The 20,816-nt window shown below is 63.2% G+C and carries 17 protein-coding genes, 1 tRNA gene and 1 other RNA gene; 16 read left to right on the plus strand and 3 right to left on the minus strand.

Features of this window, described 5'->3' with window-relative positions:
- The first annotated feature begins 149 nt into the window (after positions 1-149).
- The 6 genes from AB1792_00650 (at position 150) to AB1792_00675 (ending at position 7,132) form a co-directional block, all read left to right on the plus strand.
- Entirely contained in the window at positions 150-1,274 is a 1,125-nt protein-coding gene (locus tag AB1792_00650; GenBank protein ID MEW5700726.1) for a hypothetical protein, read from the plus strand.
- A gap of 320 nt (positions 1,275-1,594) precedes the next feature.
- A complete protein-coding gene (locus tag AB1792_00655) occupies positions 1,595-2,107 on the plus strand; it encodes a DUF2889 domain-containing protein (GenBank protein ID MEW5700727.1) in 513 nt (170 codons plus the stop codon).
- The gene (gene queG / locus AB1792_00660; GenBank protein MEW5700728.1) at positions 2,104-3,147 is read left to right on the plus strand and encodes a tRNA epoxyqueuosine(34) reductase QueG; all 1,044 of its coding nucleotides are present in this window, start codon (positions 2,104-2,106) and stop codon (positions 3,145-3,147) included. Before AB1792_00655 ends, queG begins: the two co-directional genes overlap by 4 nt.
- Before the next feature lie 96 nt (positions 3,148-3,243).
- Positions 3,244-4,188, plus strand: coding sequence for a fructose-bisphosphate aldolase (locus AB1792_00665; GenBank protein ID MEW5700729.1), 945 nt, complete (start codon positions 3,244-3,246; stop codon positions 4,186-4,188).
- A gap of 37 nt (positions 4,189-4,225) precedes the next feature.
- Positions 4,226-6,208 carry a 1-deoxy-D-xylulose-5-phosphate synthase gene (gene dxs / locus AB1792_00670; GenBank protein MEW5700730.1) on the plus strand — a complete coding sequence of 661 codons (1,983 nt, stop codon included), beginning with the start codon at positions 4,226-4,228 and terminating at the stop codon, positions 6,206-6,208.
- Between the two features lie 57 nt (positions 6,209-6,265).
- Positions 6,266-7,132 (plus strand): 4-hydroxy-3-methylbut-2-enyl diphosphate reductase, encoded by an 867-nt coding sequence (locus tag AB1792_00675; GenBank protein MEW5700731.1) that lies wholly within the window; start codon positions 6,266-6,268, stop codon positions 7,130-7,132.
- 610 nt (positions 7,133-7,742) lie between these two features.
- Here the strand turns inward: AB1792_00675 and gltA are convergent.
- The gene (gltA, locus tag AB1792_00680; GenBank protein MEW5700732.1) at positions 7,743-9,224 is read right to left on the minus strand and encodes an NADPH-dependent glutamate synthase; all 1,482 of its coding nucleotides are present in this window, start codon (positions 9,222-9,224) and stop codon (positions 7,743-7,745) included.
- Positions 9,225-9,244: 20 nt separating this feature from the next.
- Positions 9,245-10,090 (minus strand): sulfide/dihydroorotate dehydrogenase-like FAD/NAD-binding protein, encoded by an 846-nt coding sequence (locus AB1792_00685; protein MEW5700733.1) that lies wholly within the window; start codon positions 10,088-10,090, stop codon positions 9,245-9,247.
- Between the two features lie 305 nt (positions 10,091-10,395).
- Between AB1792_00685 and AB1792_00690 the strand changes: the two genes are divergently transcribed.
- Both AB1792_00690 and AB1792_00695 read left to right on the plus strand, forming a co-directional pair.
- Positions 10,396-10,953 carry a peroxiredoxin gene (locus tag AB1792_00690; protein ID MEW5700734.1) on the plus strand — a complete coding sequence of 186 codons (558 nt, stop codon included), beginning with the start codon at positions 10,396-10,398 and terminating at the stop codon, positions 10,951-10,953.
- A 243-nt stretch (positions 10,954-11,196) separates the two neighbouring features.
- Positions 11,197-11,269: transfer RNA gene (locus AB1792_00695), tRNA-Ala, on the plus strand.
- A gap of 107 nt (positions 11,270-11,376) precedes the next feature.
- On the opposite strand, the gene AB1792_00700 is transcribed toward AB1792_00695, so the two are convergent.
- Positions 11,377-11,784 carry a hypothetical protein gene (locus tag AB1792_00700; GenBank protein ID MEW5700735.1) on the minus strand — a complete coding sequence of 136 codons (408 nt, stop codon included), beginning with the start codon at positions 11,782-11,784 and terminating at the stop codon, positions 11,377-11,379.
- A gap of 801 nt (positions 11,785-12,585) precedes the next feature.
- Between AB1792_00700 and ffs the strand changes: the two genes are divergently transcribed.
- The 8 genes from ffs (at position 12,586) to AB1792_00740 (ending at position 20,809) form a co-directional block, all read left to right on the plus strand.
- Positions 12,586-12,850: signal recognition particle sRNA large type (gene ffs, locus AB1792_00705), an RNA gene on the plus strand.
- A gap of 123 nt (positions 12,851-12,973) precedes the next feature.
- On the plus strand, positions 12,974-14,653 hold the full coding sequence (gene dnaX, locus AB1792_00710; GenBank protein ID MEW5700736.1) for a DNA polymerase III subunit gamma/tau: 1,680 nt from the start codon (positions 12,974-12,976) through the stop codon (positions 14,651-14,653).
- Between the two features lie 53 nt (positions 14,654-14,706).
- Positions 14,707-15,021 (plus strand): YbaB/EbfC family nucleoid-associated protein, encoded by a 315-nt coding sequence (locus tag AB1792_00715; GenBank protein ID MEW5700737.1) that lies wholly within the window; start codon positions 14,707-14,709, stop codon positions 15,019-15,021.
- Positions 15,022-15,117: 96 nt separating this feature from the next.
- A complete protein-coding gene (gene recR / locus AB1792_00720; protein MEW5700738.1) occupies positions 15,118-15,717 on the plus strand; it encodes a recombination mediator RecR in 600 nt (199 codons plus the stop codon).
- Between the two features lie 90 nt (positions 15,718-15,807).
- Positions 15,808-18,825 carry a preprotein translocase subunit SecA gene (gene secA / locus AB1792_00725; protein ID MEW5700739.1) on the plus strand — a complete coding sequence of 1,006 codons (3,018 nt, stop codon included), beginning with the start codon at positions 15,808-15,810 and terminating at the stop codon, positions 18,823-18,825.
- 250 nt (positions 18,826-19,075) lie between these two features.
- Complete coding sequence (locus tag AB1792_00730) at positions 19,076-19,429, plus strand: metalloregulator ArsR/SmtB family transcription factor (protein ID MEW5700740.1); 354 nt, start codon at positions 19,076-19,078, stop codon at positions 19,427-19,429.
- 55 nt (positions 19,430-19,484) lie between these two features.
- Positions 19,485-19,733, plus strand: a complete 249-nt coding sequence (locus tag AB1792_00735) for a thioredoxin family protein (protein MEW5700741.1) — start codon at positions 19,485-19,487, stop codon at positions 19,731-19,733.
- Between the two features lie 83 nt (positions 19,734-19,816).
- Positions 19,817-20,809, plus strand: coding sequence for a permease (locus tag AB1792_00740; protein MEW5700742.1), 993 nt, complete (start codon positions 19,817-19,819; stop codon positions 20,807-20,809).
- Positions 20,810-20,816: the final 7 nt, after the last annotated feature.

Here is a 20,816-nt window from a genome sequence, read left to right on the forward strand (position 1 = left end):
GGGATCTCCCATCTCGTGTTGTGGCAATGGGTTGCGGCTTTGTACTCAAGTGTCGCACGACGGCGTGCTGGTTGGCAGAGTCGTTGCAGAATGGCTCGGCCCAGAGCATGGGACTTGTGGTCATGGCAATGTCACGAAAGGAGCAAGCAATGAGACAAAAATGGTTGGCGACCACCTGGATTCAAATGGCTGCCGTGGGCTTGTTGGTAGCCGGGTGCTCCGGTGACCCCGCCGTCAATTCACGTACATCGGGCGACCTCGATCTGTCGTCCGCTTTCGGCGGCTATGACGATGCCGATGAAGCCCCCGTGTTTGGCGATGCCACAATGGCGGCGTACCTGGCAGAGGATGAACCGCTCTCAGACCCTTCGTTCGCCTCTGAACAGATCGATTCGCTGATGGATCTGCCGGGTGCCCGGGTGTTCCGTCTGGCGATCCGCTGGGGGATGCTGGCAGGAGATTCGACCAACACCACGGTCACCGACTGGTCAGGATCGGTCCGGCTGCGACGTGGTGCCGTTGCCGTACGGCGGTTGATTCGCTTCGAGCGTGGGCAGGACTATGTCGTCCGTCCACGGGAGAATCGCAGTCGCCTGGACTGGGTCTCCGCGACCAGCGTCAATTTCGACGGACTGCTCTTGGTGATCATCGATCCGCCCGTTCCTCCGGATTCCAACTGGCCGGCCAACGCTCTGGAGTTCACGACCACACCCTACGCGCACTCGTTCTCGATCGATGAGCTGGCATCGCTCGACGAGATGGTCACCGTGGACCAACTCGGCAATCAGATCGCCTTCAACGGACGTGAATTGGACCTCGAACCCTGCGGCGGGGGGCCGCTCGAAGGTGTCTGGGCGAGACGTCCTTCCGACAGCGTCGGACACTTCTTCGGCAAGTGGATGAGCACGGATGGTGCTCTCACTGGCCACCTGCGCGGTCACTTCGGCATTCGCGCCAACGGCGAGCGTGTCTTCTTCGGAAAGTACATCGGCCCGGCGGGTCATGTGCGTGGTCTGTTGCGCGGCACTTGGGGCGAAGATCCCAATGACGCCAACTCCGGATGGTTTGCCGGTATCTGGGCGGCGCGTGATGGACTGCCGGTCGGGACGCTGCACGGTCGTTGGCACGCCGCACCGCGTGAAGCCGGCGTTCGCGACAGACAAGGTCCGGGCCAGATGGGATTCGAAGGTGTCGATTGGAACGGCGGGTTCTTCTCCGGATCGTGGGAGCGGTCGTGCCTTCGTCCGGACTCGACGTCAGGGCCCGGGGCCTGACACATCCGGACTCGGTGCTGTGATACCATGCCCCGCGGCACGTGGTCGCGGGGCATGGTGTTTCTCGGCCGCGATGAGGCCGGTTGTTCGCTACGAACCACGCCACAAAACGTTTGTGAATAGTTGCACCATTAGCGCCGCGAGCATTCCCTCTCCGACACGGTGTGTGGCGGTCGCGAATGCGATTCAACGTCCATCGACATTCCTGCGTAGATATGAGCGTTGGCAAGGCGGCGTGTCGGTCCACAGGGTCGCGGCGTCGCTCCAACGGCAAGCTTGGGACGATGGAAGACGGTTCTCCTTCAGACACGGCGCCTCCCATGCCGCGCGGTCGGCTGGTCTCGAAGCGCGACATCTCCATTGAGATCTTCGAGACTCCCGACGGAATGATCTCGGTCGGCGCCTCGTTCCTCGATCCCTATCATCTCATCCGGCTCGACTTGATGGTGAACCCCAAGACAAAGTCAATCACGGCCGCGCACGCGGAGATGGCCAACCACCCGCACACGCTGTGCCCGTTGGTGACAGCGAAAGCGGGGGAATTGGTCGGTCTGGTGATCGGGCGTGGGGTCATGAAGGAGATCTCGCACCGGGTCGGCGGCGGCCAGGGGTGCGTGCATCTGCGGGAACTGGCGATGGAGGCGGTCAATTTCACCGCGACCGCCATCATCGGCTATGATTTCGGGTACGGCGTCATGAGCCGTGAATTCAACGTCATGCCGGAGGATGAGCGCTACCGTCTCTCGCGGGAGCATCTGCGGGGTACCTGCCAGATCTTCCAGGGCGGCGAGCATCCTGGCCCGACAGCGGCGGCAGGCAGTCGAGGAGCATGATGGATCAATCGTCACGACAGGGAGCGAAGGCGCGGCTGTTGGCGGCAGCGGCGGAACTGGGTTTCGACGCTGTGGGTTTGGCCGCCGTCGAGGTTGAGAACGACGACCGCGATCGTCTGTTTTCCTGGTTGACACGCGGGTATCATGGCGGACTCACCTGGATGGCGCGCCATGCCGACCGTCGTGCCGACGTCACCAAAGTACTTCCGCGCGCCCGCACGGTGATCTCACTGGCCGTCAACTACTACACCCCGGTGGCGGGCAACGACTGCTGTCGCTCCCTGAAGGTGTCACGGTACGCTTGGGGGGAGGATTACCACCGTGTTCTGGAGCGGAAGCTCGACGCGCTGCTCGAACGTCTGCGGACTTGGCTCCCCGGCGAGCAGTTCCTCTCCTACTGCGACACCGGGCCGGTCATGGAAAAAGCGTGGGCGCAGCGTGCCGGACTCGGCTGGATCGGCAAAAATGCCTGCCTGATCACGCGTGGGATGGGATCCTGGGTCTTTCTGGCGGAGATCATCACGACCGCCGAGTTGCCGCCGGATGCGCCGCACAGCGACTTCTGCGGCAGTTGCACGCACTGTCTCGACGCCTGCCCGACCGACGCGATCACCGAACCGTATGTCGTCGACACCAACCGCTGCATCGCCTATTGGACCATCGAATCGCACGATGATATCCCCGCGGAGATCGCCGAGCGATCCGACGGCTGGATCTTCGGGTGCGACATCTGCCAGGATGTGTGTCCCTGGAACAAGTTCGGGCGCCCGACGTCCGAGCGCGCCTTTCTGCCCCGTGCCGATTGTCTCTGCCCGCCTCGAGAGCATTGGGTGTCACTGTCCGAGGATGAGTTCGGTCGCGAGTTCCGCCACTCTGCCATCGCCCGTACCCGCGCCTCCGGGTTGGCGCGAAACATCCAGGCGCAATTCCACGATCCGCTGCGGCGTGTCGTCGCTTCACTCGAATGGAAACCACCCGATACGGCCGATGATATAACAGTCCCGGGCGTGGACACCACCGGCGGCGTCGCCAAGGGTTGAATCCGCTTGACGCGACCCCCAAGGCGGTGTATCTCCCGTCGAGATGGGGGCCGTTGAGGCGGGCCCCTGTTAACAGTTGCAGGAGGGTGGAATTACATGGCGACCGCAACGATGACAAAAGGCGCGGCGGCGACGGCCAGAGTATCCCGGCCGTCCCTGTGGGATCTGGAGATTTCCGCCGGCAAAAAGGCGCGTCTGTACCGGATGCTCTATCAGTTCGGGCCGGGGAATGGCACACTGCTGTTTCTGCCCCTCGATCAGGGGCTCGAGCACGGACCCGTGGATTTTTTTGACAATCCCGATTCCCTCGACACCGACTACATCTTTCGTCTCGGTCTGGCCGGTCGCTATTCCGGCGTGGCGATCCATGTTGGCCTGGCCGAGAGGTACTACCCCAAGTACGCGGGACGCATCCCGCTGGTGTTGAAGGTCAACGGCCGGACATGCATTCCCTCGGAGGCGCAGGCGTTTTCCTCTCTGACGGGAACCGTTCTCGACGCCGTTCGTTTGGGTGCCGATGCCGTGGGGTACACGCTCTTCGTCGGTTCACCGTCACAGGATCGCGATATCGCGCAATTGAACTCCGTCCGCGTCGATTGCGAGCGCTACGGGATGCCCCTGATCGTCTGGTCCTACCCCCGCGGTGAGGCGATCGACAAGAAGGGGGGACGCGACAGCTTGTACGCCGTCGATTATGCCGCCCGCGTCGCCGAGGAGATCGGCGCCGATGTCGTGAAGATCAACCTCCCCAAGGGAACGTCCACCGATTCCCCCAAGCCCTATCCGACGTTGCCTACCGACGAGCTGGCGATGGCGCAAAAGGCCGTCCGCTCGGCGGGACGCTGCATGGTGCTCTTCTCCGGCGGCTCGAAGCTGGGCGACAAGGACCTTCTGGAGAAGGTCGAGATCTGCATGAAGGCGGGGGGAACCGGCCTGATCTTTGGCCGCAACATGTGGCAACGCAAATGGGACGATGCGCTGGCGATCGGCGATCGTGTGCACGAGATCGTCGGTCGCTACGGCATCCCGGACCGATCGTGACACGAAAGATCGCGCCGCGCTCCCAGTCGAAAAGCAGATGAGAGAAATCGACCCGCAATTCGCCCTCTTGGCGACGGTCAACACCCCGGCGGACCTCAAGCGACTCACGCTGGAGGAACTCCAGCAGTTGTGCGCGGAGATCCGCCACTACATCATCGACGTCATCGGTGCGGTCGGCGGGCACTTCGCCTCCTCGCTCGGCGCCGTTGAACTTTCCGTGGCTCTGCACCATCTCTATGATGCCCCGCGCGACAAGATTGTCTGGGACGTCGGGCATCAGGCGTACGTCCACAAGATCCTCACCGGACGACGTGACCTGTTGCCGACGATCCGTCGCTTCGAGGGGATTTCCGGCTTCCTGCGTCGTGATGAATCCCCGTACGACGCGTTCGGCGCCGGCCATGCCTCGACCTCGATCTCGGCGGCGCTGGGGATGGCCATCGCCCGCGACCGCCACAGGGAAGACTACCGCGTTGTGGCGGTGATCGGCGACGGCGGGATGACCGGGGGGCTGGCCTACGAAGGGCTCAACAACGCCGGCGCCAGCGGGACCGACATCACGGTGATTCTCAATGACAACCGCATGTCGATCTCGCCCAACGTCGGCGCCATCTCCCGCTACCTGGCGGAGATCATCGCCGATCCGCGGTTGAACCAGATTCGGCGCGACATCTGGGCGGCGTTGGGGAAGGCACCGTTTCATAATCGGCTGCAATCGCTCGCCCGTCGCGTCGATGAGTCGCTGAAGACATTCATCGCGCCGGGAATGCTCTTTGAAGATCTGGGATTCAAGTACATCGGCCCGATCGACGGCCACAATCTGGCGGACATTCTCCCGGTGCTGCGACGCGCCAAAGAGCTCCGTCGTCCGGTCCTCGTGCACTTGATCACCCGCAAAGGGTGCGGCCATTCCTCGGCCGAGAAGGACCCGGTCGCCTGGCATGGAGTCAAAGCCAGACCGGCGCAACCGGCCCCCACCGCCACCGCGGCGGAGACAACCAGACCGATCACGGTGGTCCCGCCGTACACTGATGTCTTCGGTCAGGTGATGCTGCAATTGGCCGAGCGTGATCCTCGCGTCGTCGCCATCACCGCCGCCATGGCGACGGGGACAGGGTTGGTTCCGTTCTCCGAACGTTTCCCCGATCGCTTTTTCGATGTGGGCATCGCCGAGGGACACGCGGTGACGTTCGCCGCCGGGCTGGCAGCGGCGGGGTTCCGACCCGTCTGCGCGATCTACTCGACGTTCCTTCAGCGTGCCTTCGACCATCTCGTTCACGATGTGGCGCTGCAGAAGCTCCCGGTCGTCTTCTGCCTCGACCGGGGCGGGTTGGCCGGGGAGGACGGTCCCACACATCACGGCAATCTCGACATTGCGTATCTTTCCTGTGTGCCGGGGATGACGGTCGCCGCTCCGAAAGACGGCAACGAACTGCGCGACCTGCTGTTCTCCGCACTGGCCTGGAGTGACGGTCCCTTTGCCATCCGCTATCCCAAAGACACGGCATGGCGGTTCGACTCAAACGAACGATATCGACCGTTGCCGATCGGGGAATGGGAGGTGCTGCAGGAGGGGAGTGATTTGTGCCTCTTGGCGGTCGGTGCCATGGTGCGCACGGCATTGGATGTGGCCGGTCGTCTCGCCGCCGCCGGCATCAACACGGAAGTCGTCAATGCCCGCTTCGTCAAGCCGCTCGACACCGTGATGCTGGGCCGGATCGCCGCTGTTCACCAGTGCATTGTGACCATCGAAGAAGCCAACCGGCGCGGCGGATTCGGTCAGGCCGTGGCGCAGGAATTCGCCTCGCGCCCGCAGCGCCCGGCGGTGCACACGATTGCTGTTGAGGATTGTCTGGTCCCCCATGGGGCGCGCCCGATCTTGCTCGACTGGGCCGGATTGTCCGCCGCTCGCATCGAGAAACGCATCCATGCCATCTTGGTGGCAAACCCGGTCGAGACCCCCATCATCACGTCCCGGCGCACCGTATCTGCGAGGGTCAACGGCCGCCGCCAGCGATAAACTTGATCATCTTTGGGCTATGTAGGGCGGGCTTTGCCCGCCGTCTTGGTAACGACATTGAAAATCATCATCGACGATAAGGCCGGCCCCTGCGGCGGCGTCAAACGGGTCATCCGGCTGACCGAGCAACATCTCGCCGCCGGCGTGAAGACTGCCTCGCTCGGCGCCGTGATTCACAATGACGTCGAGATCGCCCGCCTCAAGGACCTCGGGATGTCGGAGGTCGACCACTCTGTCTTCGACCGCAATGGCGACACCGGCCAGCCGCAGCGGCTGGTGATCCGTGCCCATGGGGAGCCGCCCTCGGTCTTCGAGCGCGCCCGTCGGCAAAATGTGGAGATCGTCGACGGCACCTGCCCGGTCGTGACCCGTTCGCAACGCTTCGCGCAGAAATATCACGAGGATGGCTACCAGGTGGTCGTGGTCGGCAAGCCCAACCACGCGGAAATGATCGGCATCCTCGGCTACTGCAACAACGAAGCGAAGGTCGTGCACGATGAAGCCGACGTCGAGCAGTTGGACCCCGACCGTCCTACCTATGTCCTGGCGCAGACCACGATCTCCGACGAGATGTGGAACACGATGCTGGCGGCGATTCAGAAACGGGTCAAAGACGTGACCTGGCGCAACACGATCTGCGCCTTCGTCGCCGACCGCGAGTCCGAGCTGCGTGCCTTCGCGGCCTCGTGCGATGCGATCATCCTCGTCGGTGGCCGCAATTCCTCGAACACCCGCGTGCTCTTCGAGGTCTGCCAGGGTGTCAATCCGCGCTCCTACTGGATCGAAACCGCCGCAGAAGTCGACGCCGCGTGGCTGGAAGGGATAGAGACACTGGGCATTTCCGGTTCCGCCTCGACCCCGCAGTGGCTCCTCGAAAAGACCGCCGAGGCCTTGGCACAGCGCTACCAGTCCGGCAAATCGTAGGGCGGGCTTTGCCCGCCGCATAGGCAACAGGATATGCGTGGCCGCGATCTCCGATCGCGGTCCCGCGAAGCGGGACAACTATGGCCTGCGGTGACGTGCACGCCGCGATCGGAGATCGCGGGCACACACAGCACAGACCATCCGCCTTGACTTTGCTGGGGACAAGCCGCCCACCGCAAGGGGCTGAAGCCCCTTGTCCTCGGGACAAGACGATGGCATCGCGGGCAGGGGGGGCAACCCCTTGTCGTTTGTTTGGTAGGGGCGAGGCGCTGCCTCGCCCTTCGTCGGTCAAACCAAGAGGGCGACCCACCGGGTCGCCCCTACAATTGGAAATGCACCGGCTGCCACGCACAATCTCGTTTGTGCGTGCCTCACTGTGCCATGATCGATCGTTGTAGGGGCGCATCGCGATGCGCCTGTTCGCCCTGAACAGGACGGGCGGTTCACGAACCGCCCCTACAAGGGTGCGCATCGCCCGGGAACACGGGCACGCACAAGCCCTCCGGCCGCGGGCCGGAGGGCTTGTGCATGGCACCCGGTTCCCTCGGAACAGAACGGAAGGGCGACCCGACGGGTCGCCCCTACAGAAGCTGACGATTCGTGCAATTGCCTACTTCGCTGCCGCCTCGGCCTCGTAGTGGACCTCTTCGGTCGGGAGGTCGAGACCCTTGTGGCGGATCAGCCAGTTGTGCAGCCCGATCGCGGCGACCTTCGCCTGTCCCATGGCGAGAATCACTGTCGCGCCGCCGGTGATGACATCCCCCGCCGCAAAGACACCTGACTTGGAGGTCATGCCGGTGGCCGCTTCAACTTGGACAATGCCCTTCTTGTCGGTCTTGATGTCCGGTGTGACCGACGCGATCAGCGGATTGACGCCGAAGCCGAGCGCCAGCACCACCGTGTCGACGTCAAACAGCTCCTCCGATCCCTTGACCGGGACCGGCCTGCGGCGGCCGGAGGCATCGGGCTCGCCCAACTCCATGTGCTGAATCTCGATCTGCTTCACGAAGGAGTTCTCGTCCCCGATGAACCGTGTCGGGGCGGTCAGCCAATGAATTTCGATGCCCTCTTGGATGGCGTGCTCGATCTCTTCGGTGCGCGCCGGGGCTTCGGCACGTGTCCGCCGGTAGAAGAGGTACACTTTCTCCGGCCCAAGGCGGAGCGCCGTGCGCGTCGCATCCATGGCCGTGTTCCCGCCGCCGATCACCGCCACCCGCTTGCCGCAGCGAATCGGCGTCGCCGCCTGCGGGAATTGATCGGCGCGCATGAGATTGATGCGCGTCAACCACTCGTTGGCAGAGTAGATCCCGTTGAGATTCTCACCGGGGAGGCCGGTGAACCAGGGGAGACCGGCTCCGGTGCCGAGCACGACGGCATCGAATCCCTCTTCCTCGAGCAATTCATCGACCGTCACCAGCTTCCCGACCAGTGAGTTCAAGATGATCTCCACGCCCATCTTCTGCAGCACGGCGATCTCGGCCTCGATCACCTCTCCGGGGAGACGGAAACGGGGAATGCCGTAGAACAGGACTCCCCCCGGACGGTGGAGCGCTTCGAAAATCGTGACCTTGTGGCCGCGCTTGGCCAACTCGAACGCCGAGGTCAAACCGGCCGGCCCCGATCCGACGATGGCGACCCGGCATCCGGTCGGGGGCGCGACATCCGGGATCTTCACGTTCCCTGACGCGCGTTCCCAATCGGCGGCAAAACGCTCCAAGGCGCCGATCGCCACGGGACGGACCTTCTTGCCGATCGTGCACACCTTCTCGCACTGCTCATCCTGCGGACAGACCCGGCCACAAATGGCGGGCAGGACATTCGTTTCTTTGATCTTCTGCGCCGCCTCGGCGAATTTCCCCTCGGCGATCATGGTCAGAAAGGCGGGGATGTCGATCTGCACCGGGCAGCCGTCGATGCAGGTCGGCTTGAGGCACTCGATGCATCGCTGCGCCTCGCGCCTGGCGGTCTCAGGATCGAACCCGAACGGCACCTCGGAGAAGTTGTGGCGACGGACCTCCGGTTCCTGTTCCGGCATCGTCTGCCGGGGAATCTTCATCCGTTCCTTGGCGGTCAGTTTCGGCTTCTCGTTCATTGCGTTCGATCCTCACGCGATCAGCGCAAAGCGCGGACCTGTTGATCTATCTTGCAGGCGTGTTCCAGCGCCTGGGCCTCCTGCGGCTTGTACATCTTCTGGCGCCGGACCAATAGGTCATAATCCACGACATGTCCGTCGAAATCGGGACCGTCGAAGCAGGCAAACTTCGTTTCTCCGCCCACGACCACACGGCAACCGCCGCACATCCCGGTCCCGTCGACCATGATTGCATTCAGCGAGACCAAAGTCGGGATCGCCATCGGCTTTGTCATGTCGCTGACCGCGCGCATCATCGGCACCGGGCCCACGGCGAGGATGGCGCCCACCTTTTCCCGGTCGAGGATGATCTTCAGCGCATCGGTCACCACGCCCGTGATCCCATAGGAGCCGTCGTCCGTTGTGATGAATGTCTCATCACAGATGGCGCGCATCTCCTGTTCCATCAGCACCAGTTCTTTGGTCCGGGCGCCGATGATCCCGAGGACACGCCGTCCACCCGACTTGGCCTCGTGCGCATTGGGCAGCACCGCCCCGGCGCCATAACCGCCGCCGATCACCACCAGCGTGCCCTCGGGGGGGAGATGGGTGTGTGCGCCCAGGGGACCCGCCACGTCGAGGATAAAGTCCCCTTCATTCAGGGCGACCATCTTCATCGTCGTGTACCCTACGGCCTGCACGATCAGGCGCAATGTCCCCGCCACCGGATCCCACCCCGACAGCGACAGCGGAATCCGTTCCCCCATCTCATCCAAACGGACGATGATGAACTGCCCCGGCTTCGCCTTACGGGCGATCCATGGCGCCTCGACATGGAACATCGCCGTATTCGGCGCCACCATCTCTTTGCGGACAATTCGATGCATCAGTATCACCTCAGCGTCGGCCGGCTCGGCCCTATGGAGTTTCCCATCCGAGCGCCGTTACGAAAACGGACCGTCCCACGTCACGCCCGGCCTCATCGTACATATGCCAGCGTCGCCACGGCCCAAGTGAAATATAGCACCGCGCAGCAGGTCCATTGACGGAATCCGATTTCCCGGCAATCTTTTGACACACGTAGACTTCCGTCCCCGGTTGACGTCGCTCCGTATATGATACCACAAATCAGAACAAAATTGCTGCCGAATTGTTTTGAGACACCAGTCCGACCCTGGACTGTGAGGCAACGATGCGAGTGCTCGCCAGACTGACGACCATTTTCCCGTTCATTCTGATCCCGGAGGTTCTGATGTCCACTGCCGTTTCCACCGCTTCGCCGATCAACGTGGGAATGAATGCCCCCGACTTCACGTTGCCGTACGCAACGCGCGATTCGATCGCCCAGACGCCGCTCACTCTGTCAGCGGAGGTCGGCAAGGGACCGATCGTGCTGGCATTCTACCCGGCGGATTGGAGCGGCGGCTGCACCAAGGAGGTCTGCTCCTTTCGCGATGCCATCGCCGACTTGGGGAAGTCGGGCGCCCGCATCTGGGCAATTTCCGGGGATTATGTCTACTCGCATCACGAGTGGGCGAAGCACCACAACCTCCCCTTTGAGCTGCTGAGTGATCACGATCATGCCGTCGCGCGCCTGTACGACAGCTTCAACCCGGAAAAGGGGCTCAACAATCGCACGGTGTATGTTGTCGACTCCCGGGGGATCGTTGCCTACGTGAATCCGCAGTACAACGTCGCGGATAGCCACGACTTCGAGGCACTGAGGGCCGCGCTGGCGAAGATCAAGTAGCCGGCCGTGCACCAGAGTCGAATCTGAGGCCCGCACCGTACTGTGTCACCCCGAGCGCAGCGAGGGGTCTGCTTTTCTTGACCGTCGGCGAACAGCAGATGCCTCGCTACGCTCGGCATGACAATCTGCGGTTTATCCCTGTGGGAGCTTGGCAGGTTGTTCGTTCACGCCTACCGCTTGCCAGCCGCCTGCCGTTCCGATATATTCGGGCACGCCTGATCCCCACGGATCAGGGGTAACACTGGGGCAGTAGCTCAGCTGGGAGAGCGGTACGTTCGCAACGTACAGGTCGGCGGTTCGATCCCGCTCTGCTCCACAAGATTGCCAGCCGGGGCCCGCGTGCGGGTCCCGGCTTCTTTGGGTGCCAAGAGATGAGGGCCGGGAGGTCTCTCCCGGCCCTCGGTCTTGCGCCCGGCGATGGACTCACTTCCTGCCGGGGTCGCTGTCCTTGGCCTTCGTGTCCGCGGCAGCGGTTGCACCGGGGCCTGCACTGACACAGCTCGCGGACGCATGCATGGGACAGGAATCACCATGGCCAAGCCCTGCCTTGCTGCTCTGCCCGGCATGGCCACCCTTGCACTTGTCCTTGCACTCGCATTTGCACTTGTCTTTGCACTCGGCCTTGCACTTGTCTTTGCACTCGGCCCTGCACTTGTCCTTGCATTCGGCTTTGCACTCGGTCTTCCCGTCGTGCTTGCACGTCTCCGCGCATTTCGCCTTGCAGTCCTTCTGGCCGGATTTCTCACAGGCCATGAGGGCCGTCGCCGAGGTGACGAACACGGCGAACAGAAACACGAGCGCCGACGCTATGATGCGGTTCCTTAGGTTCATCTGTCTTCTCCTGAGATCGGTTTGATGCCCAACTTCATGTGTTCCCTGTCGGCATCCACAACCCGCATCTCATAGCCGAAGCAGGCCATTCATGAGGCAAAGTTGCCCTCCGGCGCATGCCCAGCAGAGGGTCGGCGGCGAGTGTTCATGGAGCCGAAAAAACCGGCGCTGCATGGCCAGAAGCGAAGCCGTGGCCGGCTCATCCACAGCGGTCAGGCCCGCCGCCCTGCGAATCGTCAACTCGCGCGGCGCCTCGAAGGCCAGCCGTGTGGGAAGACATCCCAGGCACTTGGTGGCGTGACCGCGGCAATGCCGCTGGGAGGATTCCTCCTGCGTGTCCGGCGAAGCACCACAATGGCTGCCCGGGCCATCCGATCGGGCCGGATGACATCCCCGAAACCCGTCGGCTCTTTGATTTCCCCCAGAACGGTCTTGAGTCCCGTGGCGGCAACCCGGTGCTGGGGCACTGTCCTGATCAGAGTGGCACGGTGCAGATTCCGTCATAGCGGCGCCATGATCCGGCCTGTCACAGGGTATTCCGCAGAAGAGGGGGAGACGTGGGGCCACCTGGAAGGCCACCAGCATCGTGGATGCCACCGCCGACAAGATGATGGTGCGGAGCCGACCCATCTGCAGTCTATATGTCAAAATGGCGCCGATTTGTCGACAGGTTTCTTGTCGGCGGATGTCCGCGATTCCTCCATTGATCCCGCCATCTCCATCTCGCTGCGCGACGCCTCATGGAGCCAACCGTCCATACCCCTTGCCCGGCGGGACTACCCATGGTATAATCACGCGGGTTCGTGCTAGGTGGGGAGTTAGCGGTGCCCTGTACCCGGAACCCGCTATACCGGGGCCGAAGACCGTCCGAGGCCTCACGGCCGCCCCGATGCAGACCGGTCCAGTGGCGTTGAGGACCGGGTCTTGCGCAACGGAGAATCGCCCAACCCCGTCAGGACCGGAAGGTAGCAGCGGTAAGCGGATCGCTTCGTGTGCCGCAAGACGGCCCGGTCGGAGCCGGCTAACCGGCCGGTCGGAGCAGTCGCGGTCGACGACGGGTGCACGAACCCAATGATTTGGATCAGGTGATTGCCCGTGCGGATTGCCGAACCACCCACCACGATGAGGACAAGGGGCTTTCAGCCCCTTGTTGCCGCCCAGAAGGTGACCTCGCCGCCGGGGAGCTGCCGTGTCTGAGTACCTGGCCCTGGCCCGCAAGTGGCGCCCCCAGACCTTCGATGACGTGATCGCGCAGCCGCAGGTCACGCAGACGCTGAAGAACGCCATCGCCGCCGGGCGCATCCATCACGCCTACCTGTTCTGCGGCCCGCGCGGTACCGGTAAGACGACCACGGCGCGCATTCTCGCCAAGGCACTCAATTGCGAGCAGGGGCCGACGCCGACCCCCTGCAATCAATGCGGCACGTGTATGGCCATTACCCAGGGGAACTGCCTCGATGTTCTGGAGATCGACGCCGCCTCCAATACGGGCATCGATGATGTGCGCGAGCTGCGGGAATCGTCGCGTCTGGTCCCGGCCGGCGCCCGGTTCAAAGTCTACATCATCGACGAGGTCCACCGTCTTTCCAAGAACGCCTTCGATGCGTTGCTGAAGACGCTGGAGGAGCCGCCGCCGTCGGTAAAGTTCATCTTTGCGACGACGGAAGTGCACGACGTGCCGCCTACGGTGCGTTCGCGCGCGCTGCGCTTCGATTTCCGCCTCATCCCGCAAGTCGCCCTGCGCGGCCAACTGGAGAAGATTGCTCAGGCGGAGGGAATCGCCGTCGAACCGGAGGCGCTCGACATCATCGCGGCCGAAGCCGCCGGTTCGCTGCGCGACTCGCAATCACTTCTGGATCAGATCGCCTCGTACGCTGGTGGGCCGATCACGGCGGCATTGACCAACGAGGCGCTCGGGCTGGTTGATTCCGACATGCTCTTTGCCCTGACCGATGCGTTCGCCGCGGCCGATGCCCAGCGGGCGCTGGATGTGATTGGCCAAGTCGCCCGTGCCGGCCGCGACCTGTCGCAATTCGTCCGTCAACTCGCCGAGCATCTCAAGCGATTGCTGTTCGCCCGGTCGCTGGGGGACGAGTACGCCGATGAGGCGTTGAATGCCGATCAGCAGGAGCGGTATCGTCGGGCATCGACCGCACGGGACGAGAATGACTGGCTGCGTCTCTTGTTGATGGCCGTCGAGTTGGCCCAGCGCGTGCGCCGTGGATCAGCCCAACCTCTCCTGGAGATCGAGATGTTCGCCATGCGCGCGGCCCGCCTCGACCGCTCGATCGATATTCGGTCGCTGGTGGAACGCTTGGAGAGGCAGACGTCGATCCCCGGCCTGGCGCGCGCCGCCGAACATGACGCCGGTCCCGCGCTCCCATTGCCAGATCGCGGTTCCGAGGATGAGAACGCCTCCACGCCTCCTCGTGACCCTGTCGCCCAGGCGCCCGCGAGTCCCCCGGTGGGGGACATGGATTTTGCACCAATTCTGGAGTCGATCTGCCACCACCGGCCGACGCTGCGCGCGGTGCTGGGACATGCGCAGTTGGTCGAAACGGGAGCGGGCGGCTTCGAACTAAACGTCTACAACGGGTCGACCTTCCATCAACGCCAACTGGCCGAGAAGCCGGTGCGGGACCTTATCCATGCCGAGATCACCAAAGCGGTCGGCGCCGGCGCACGAATCAGTATCCACGTTAAGGAAGGACCAGCGCCCGCCCGAAGTGCACTGTCGGCGACGGTGACCGCCCCGAGCGGCGGGCCCGAACCGGCCGGCCTGAATCGCAGCGCCCGCGACGAGAAAATCCGTTCCGATCACGCCGTTCAGGAAATCCTGCGCCGCTTCGATGGGGAAATCGTAGAATAGGCGGTGCGTTGGGCCGCAGCGCCGGTGATCACAGCAGTCCGTAGGAGAGACCGATGGCCAATATGGAGCAACTGCTCAAGCAGGTCCGCAAGATGCAACTGGAAATGGAGAAGATCCAGGCGGCCTTGGAAAACGAGACGGTCGAGGGATCAGCCGGTGGCGGGATGGTGCGCGTTACCGTCAACGGCAAACGCGATGTCCTCGAAGTGAAGATCGCTCCCGAGGTGGTCAAGCCCGATGAAATCGAGATGCTCGAGGAATTGATCTGCGCGGCGGTCAATCAGGCCCAGAAGCGTGCCGCCGAAATGCAGGCCCGGAGCATGTCCAAATTGACCGGCGGCCTGCCGCTGCCGGGGATGGGATTCTGATTCACGCGGGCGAACACACAGGTTCGCCACCACGAAGACGATGACGTCCGGGTGCAGGGGCGGGCCTGCGTGCCCGCCCGTTTGTGGAAAGCTGTGATGGCCAACACCTCCGCCACACTCGATCATCTGATCGATCAGTTCGCCAAGCTCCCCGGGATCGGCAGGAAGACTGCCTACCGGCTGGCCTACCACGTCATGCAGGCACCGCCCGATCTGGCCCGTTCGCTGACCGAGGCGATCATCGCCGTCAAGGAGAAGATCGTCTTCTGCTCGCAGTGCTACAACATCACCGACGACGATCCCTGCGCCATCTGCCGCTCTCCGCAGCGCACGCGCTCGCTGGTCTGCGTCGTCGAGGAACCTCACGACGTGCTCGCCTTCGAGCGTGCGGGCGCCTTCCAGGGCGTCTACCACGTGCTGGGCGGCGTCTTCTCGCCGCTGGACGGGATCGGCCCGGAGGAGTTGAAGATCGCCGAGCTGGTCGCCCGCGTCAAATCCGACGGCATCCGCGAGATCATCCTGGCGACCAACCCAACACCCGAAGGAGAGATGACCGCGAACTACCTGGCCAAAGTCCTGAAGCCGCTCGGCGTGACCGTGACCCGTATTGCCCGCGGCCTGCCGATGGGTGGCGACGTCGAATATGCCGACACCAATACCGTCATCCGCGCGTTGGAGGGTCGGACGGAGTTTTGAGATTGACGTAGGGTGGGTGCTCTGCACCCACCGCTTGGCACGACAACGAAACGGTGGGTGCGAAGCACCCACCCTACGATTTGGACGACCATGTCCATCCTCGAAAAAGCCCTGACCGCCCTGTTCGGCTCGAAACATGAGCGCGACGTCAAGCGGATTCGTCCCATCGTGGATACTATCAACCAGTACTACGATGAATATCATGCGCTCTCCGATGAACAGCTCCGCGCCAAGACCGATGAGTTCCGGCAGCGGCTCGCGGACGGCGAGACCCTCGACGATCTCCTGCCCGAGGCCTATGCGACGGTCAAGGAGACCTGCCGCCGGCTCGTGGGGAAGTCGTGGGATGTGTGCGGCATTGACACGAAATGGGATATGATCCCCTACGACGTGCAGTTGATCGGCGGCGTCATCCTGCACGAGGGCAAGATCGCCGAGATGGCGACCGGCGAAGGCAAGACGCTGGTGGCGACCCTGCCCTGCTATCTCAATGCCCTCGAGGGGAAGGGCGTCCATCTGGTCACCGTCAATGACTACCTGGCCCGTCGCGACAGCGAATGGATGGGGGAAATCCACCGCTTCCTGGGATTGACCGTCGGCTGCATTCAGCACGATCAGGATCCCGCCACCCGGCGGGAGCAGTATCTTTGCGACATCACGTACGGCACCAACAACGAGTTCGGTTTCGATTATCTGCGCGACAACATGGCGGTCCGCATCGAAGACCGTGTGCACCGGCCATTCCATTATGCCATCGTCGATGAGGTCGACTCGGTGTTGGTCGACGAGGCGCGCACGCCGTTGATTATCGCCGGTCCCACCGGTCGCTCCGACATCTCGCGCTTCGTGGAGATGAGGGGCTTGGTGGAGCGGCTGATGCGACGGCAGACCGAGATCACCAATGTCTTGGTCGAAGAAGGCACGAAGCACTTCGAGGCGGGCGAAGAATACGAGGCAGGGATCAAGCTCCTGGCCGTCAAGCGCGGGGCTCCCAAGAACAAACGCTTCATGAAGTTCATCAAGGAGCCGGGCGTCAAACGGGCGATCAGCCGGGTCGAAGTGGACTTCGTGCGCGACAAGCGCATGCCCGAGATCGACGCGCAACTGCTGTTCGCGATCGATGAGCGCGAGCAGACCATCGATCTGACCGACACCGGCTTGAACTTCCTCAAGCCCGAGGAGCAGGCCCTCTTCGAGCTCCCCGACATCGGGGACGGTGTCGTCGAGATCGACGAACGCGAGGACTTAAGCGACATCGACAAGGCCAAGGCGAAGAACGACCTCTACAAGCTCCATGCCGATCGCTCGGAGAAGGTACACATCGTCTCGCAGTTGCTGAAGGCGTACTCGCTCTATGAGAAGGACGTCGAATACGTCGTCCAGGACGACAAGGTCGTCATCGTCGATGAATTCACCGGGCGCATGATGCCCGGCCGCCGCTACGCTGACGGGTTGCATCAGGCGATCGAGGCCAAGGAAAAGGTGCGGATCGAAGCCGAGACACAGACGCTGGCGACGATCACGCTGCAGAACTACTTCCGTCTCTACAAGAAGCTGGCCGGGATGACCGGAACCGCGGTCACCGAGGCGGGGGAATTCTTCGAAATCTACAAACTCGACGTCACTTCGATCCCCACCCACGAGCCGGTGCGACGCATCGACTTCGAGGACGTCATTTTCCGCACCCGGCGGGAGAAATACAACGCGCTGGTCGAGGAGATTACAGCCCAACATCAGGCCGGGCGTCCCGTGTTGGTCGGCACGGTGTCCGTTGAGGTGTCCGAGACATTGTCGCGCATGCTCAAACGGGTGGGCATCCCGCACTCGGTGCTCAATGCCAAGTATCACCAGCAGGAGGCCGAGATCGTCGCCCGCGCCGGGCAACCGGGGCATGTCACGATCGCGACGAACATGGCGGGACGCGGCACCGACATCAAGCTCGGCCCCGGCGTCGTCAAGCACGTCAACTGCGCCCTGGTGGCGAAATCCGACGGCGACGCCGAGGTCTGCCCGCTGCTGGACGAACTGAAATGCTACGACAATGTCCCCTGCGGGCTGCACATCATCGGCACCGAGCGCCACGAGGCGCGTCGCATCGATCGTCAGTTGCGCGGGCGCGCCGGACGCCAGGGCGACCCGGGATCGTCGCGGTTCTACATGTCGTTGGAAGATGACCTCATGCGCCTCTTCGGCTCCGAGCGCATCGCCTCGATCATGGACCGGCTCGGTGTGCAGGAGGGAGAGGTCATCGAACACCGGATGGTGACCAAGGCCATCGAGCGGGCGCAGAAACGCGTCGAGGGGCAGAACTTCGGCATCCGCAAGCACCTGCTCGAATACGACAACGTGATGAACCAGCAGCGCGAGGTGATCTACGCGCGCCGCGCGCAGTCACTGGAGCAGGAGGACCTGCGCGAGGAAGTCATCACGCTGATCGGCACGGTCTGTGAGCGCCTGATGGAGAAGCACTGCCCCGATCCGCGCGCGCCCGAATACTGGGACACCGGTTCCCTCCGGTTGGACCTGGTGAAGACCATGTTGGTCGACATCAACTTTGACAGCCCGGAAGTGCGCGAGCTCAACTATGCCGGCTTGATTGAGCTGGTGCGTACACGCGCCCTGGCCGTTCACTCCAACAAGGAAGCGGCGATCACACCGGAGGTGATGCGCCAGTTGGAGCGTTTTTGTGTGCTGCGCGTCATCGACGAGCGCTGGAAGGAACATCTCTACGAGATGGACCAGCTCAAGACCGGGATCGGTCTGCGCGCCTATGGCCAGCGCGACCCGCTGATCGAATACAAGAAGGAATCGTTCTCCATGTTCACGCAGCTTCTGGATACGATCGAACGCGAGACCGTGGAGATGATCTTCCGCCTTCAAGTCGCGGCGCCGCCGCCGGTCGCCGAGGTGATGGCCGAGACCCGGCGCCTGCAGGCGGTCCATGCCGAGGCGACCGCCATGGGGTACGCCGGCACCGATGAAGAGACCCGCACCGCCGGCAAGAAACAGCCGGTCCGTCGCGACCACGCCAAAGTCGGCCGCAACGATCCCTGCCCCTGCGGCTCCGGCAAGAAATTCAAGAAATGCCACGGCGCCGTCACTGCGTGAGGAATAACCTCTCACTCCGGCAGCGTCCCGAACAGAGTGAAGCAGGGAGGTCGGTCCGTCCGCAGGACGGACCGGGTGAGGGATCTTCTTCGGCCAGACAGTAATCCGCGGGTCGGGTACCCTGTGCACCTGACCGGGTTCTCCGGAGCGCAGGGCTTCTGAGCCACAGGCCTGCTCCAGCAATAGAGGTCGTGTCACAGCATTTGGCAATTTTGCCAAACGGCCATGAGATGTCCGCGTAGAACCGGGGATGGCGACCGGACCCAGACCAAAGACCGCGTCCCAGTACGCCGCCCGGGCACGAGTCATCAAGGCGATGGCCCATCCCAGCCGCCTGCTGATCATCGATGAGTTGAACCGGGGGGAACGGTGCGTGTGTGAGCTGACCGATCTGGTCGGCGACGACACCTCGACCGTCTCCAAGCACCTTTCGGTTCTGAAGAATGCCGGCATTGTCGGGGACGAGCGTCGCGGGGCCATGGTGTTCTACCGTCTCCGTGTGCCCTGCATCCTCAATTTCTTCGGTTGTGTCGAACGCGTCTTGAAGGAAGTGGCGAAAGACAGTACGCGGGCGGCAGGCAGGATCAGTACGCGCCGGCAGTAGCGATATCAACGGTGCCCGGTTCTGTCCCGCCGGGACGCGCGAAATGAGGTCACACATGGAAGTCAAAGTCCTTGGGCCCGGGTGCCCGAATTGCAAGCGGCTGTACGACGAGATCGAGAAAGCACTCCGGCAGCTCAGTCTCGCGGTCAAGCCGGTCAAAGTTGAGGCGATCGATGAGATCGTTGCCCTCGGGGCGATGTCGACTCCGGCGCTCGTGATCAATGGTGAAGTCAAATCGGCCGGTCGCATTCCGAGCCAACGGGAACTCACCAGTTGGCTGGCTACAGCGGCGATACAGCAATGACAGGTATTGCCGAACGGTCACACCTGGACACGGATGCCCTTCCTGCTGAAGGGGGCGGCGCAAGTGGTCGGCGGTGGGCCTGGGTGGGACCGGCGTTATTGCTATGGGTGCTGGTCTACCGCTGGCTGGAGCCTGCGGCTCGTTGGATTACGAGCAGCGCCATCGGCCTCCCGCCATCGACGCCGCTGGCGAGCGGCGTGCGTTTCTTTCTCTACGAGACACCCAAGGTCCTCATGCTCCTTGTTCTGGTCGTGTTCGGAGTGGGCGTCATCCGCACGTTCTTCTCTCCGGAGCGCACGCGGCGCATTCTCGCGGGCCGGCGCGAGACGGTCGGCAATGTGCTCGCCGGCGGTCTCGGCGTTGTCACGCCCTTCTGTTCGTGTTCGGCCGTGCCGCTCTTCCTGGGTTTCGTTGAAGCCGGGGTGCCCCTCGGCGTCACCTTCTCATTCCTCATCGCCGCGCCCATGGTCAATGAGGTCGCCGTAGTCCTGCTGTTCGGCCTCTTCGGGTGGCGTGTCGCGGGGCTGTATCTCGGCACCGGCCTTGCCCTCGCGGTTGTGGCGGGATGGGTACTGGGGCGTCTGCGCCTTGAGCGCCACATCGAATCTTGGGTCTATGCGGTCCGGGTGGGGGCGGCGGCGGAGGTCGGCGGGAATCTCACGTGGGATGATCGGTTACAGCGGGCGCTTCAGGCGGTGCGCGAGATTGTCGGCAGAGTCTGGCCCTACGTCGTCGTGGGGATTGCCGTCGGCGCCGGCATTCATGGGTATGTCCCCGAGGGCATGATGGCGGGGATCATGGGGAAATCCGCCTGGTGGTCGGTCCCGGGGGCAGTCCTGATCGGCGTGCCGATGTACTCCAATGCCGCCGCGATTGTCCCCGTTGTCCAGGCGCTACTCGGCAAAGGCGCCGCCCTCGGAACCGTGCTGGCCTTCATGATGGCCGTGATCGGTCTGTCGCTGCCCGAGACCATCATTTTGCGGAAGGTCCTGAAACCGCCGCTGATCTGCGCCTTTGTGGGCATCGTGGCCGCCGGGATTCTCATCGTCGGCTATTTGTTCAATCTTGTGTTCTAAAGTGAGC

The sequence above is a fragment of the Candidatus Zixiibacteriota bacterium genome, assembly GCA_040752595.1.
GTDB lineage: Bacteria > Zixibacteria > MSB-5A5 > WJJR01 > WJJR01 > JACQFV01.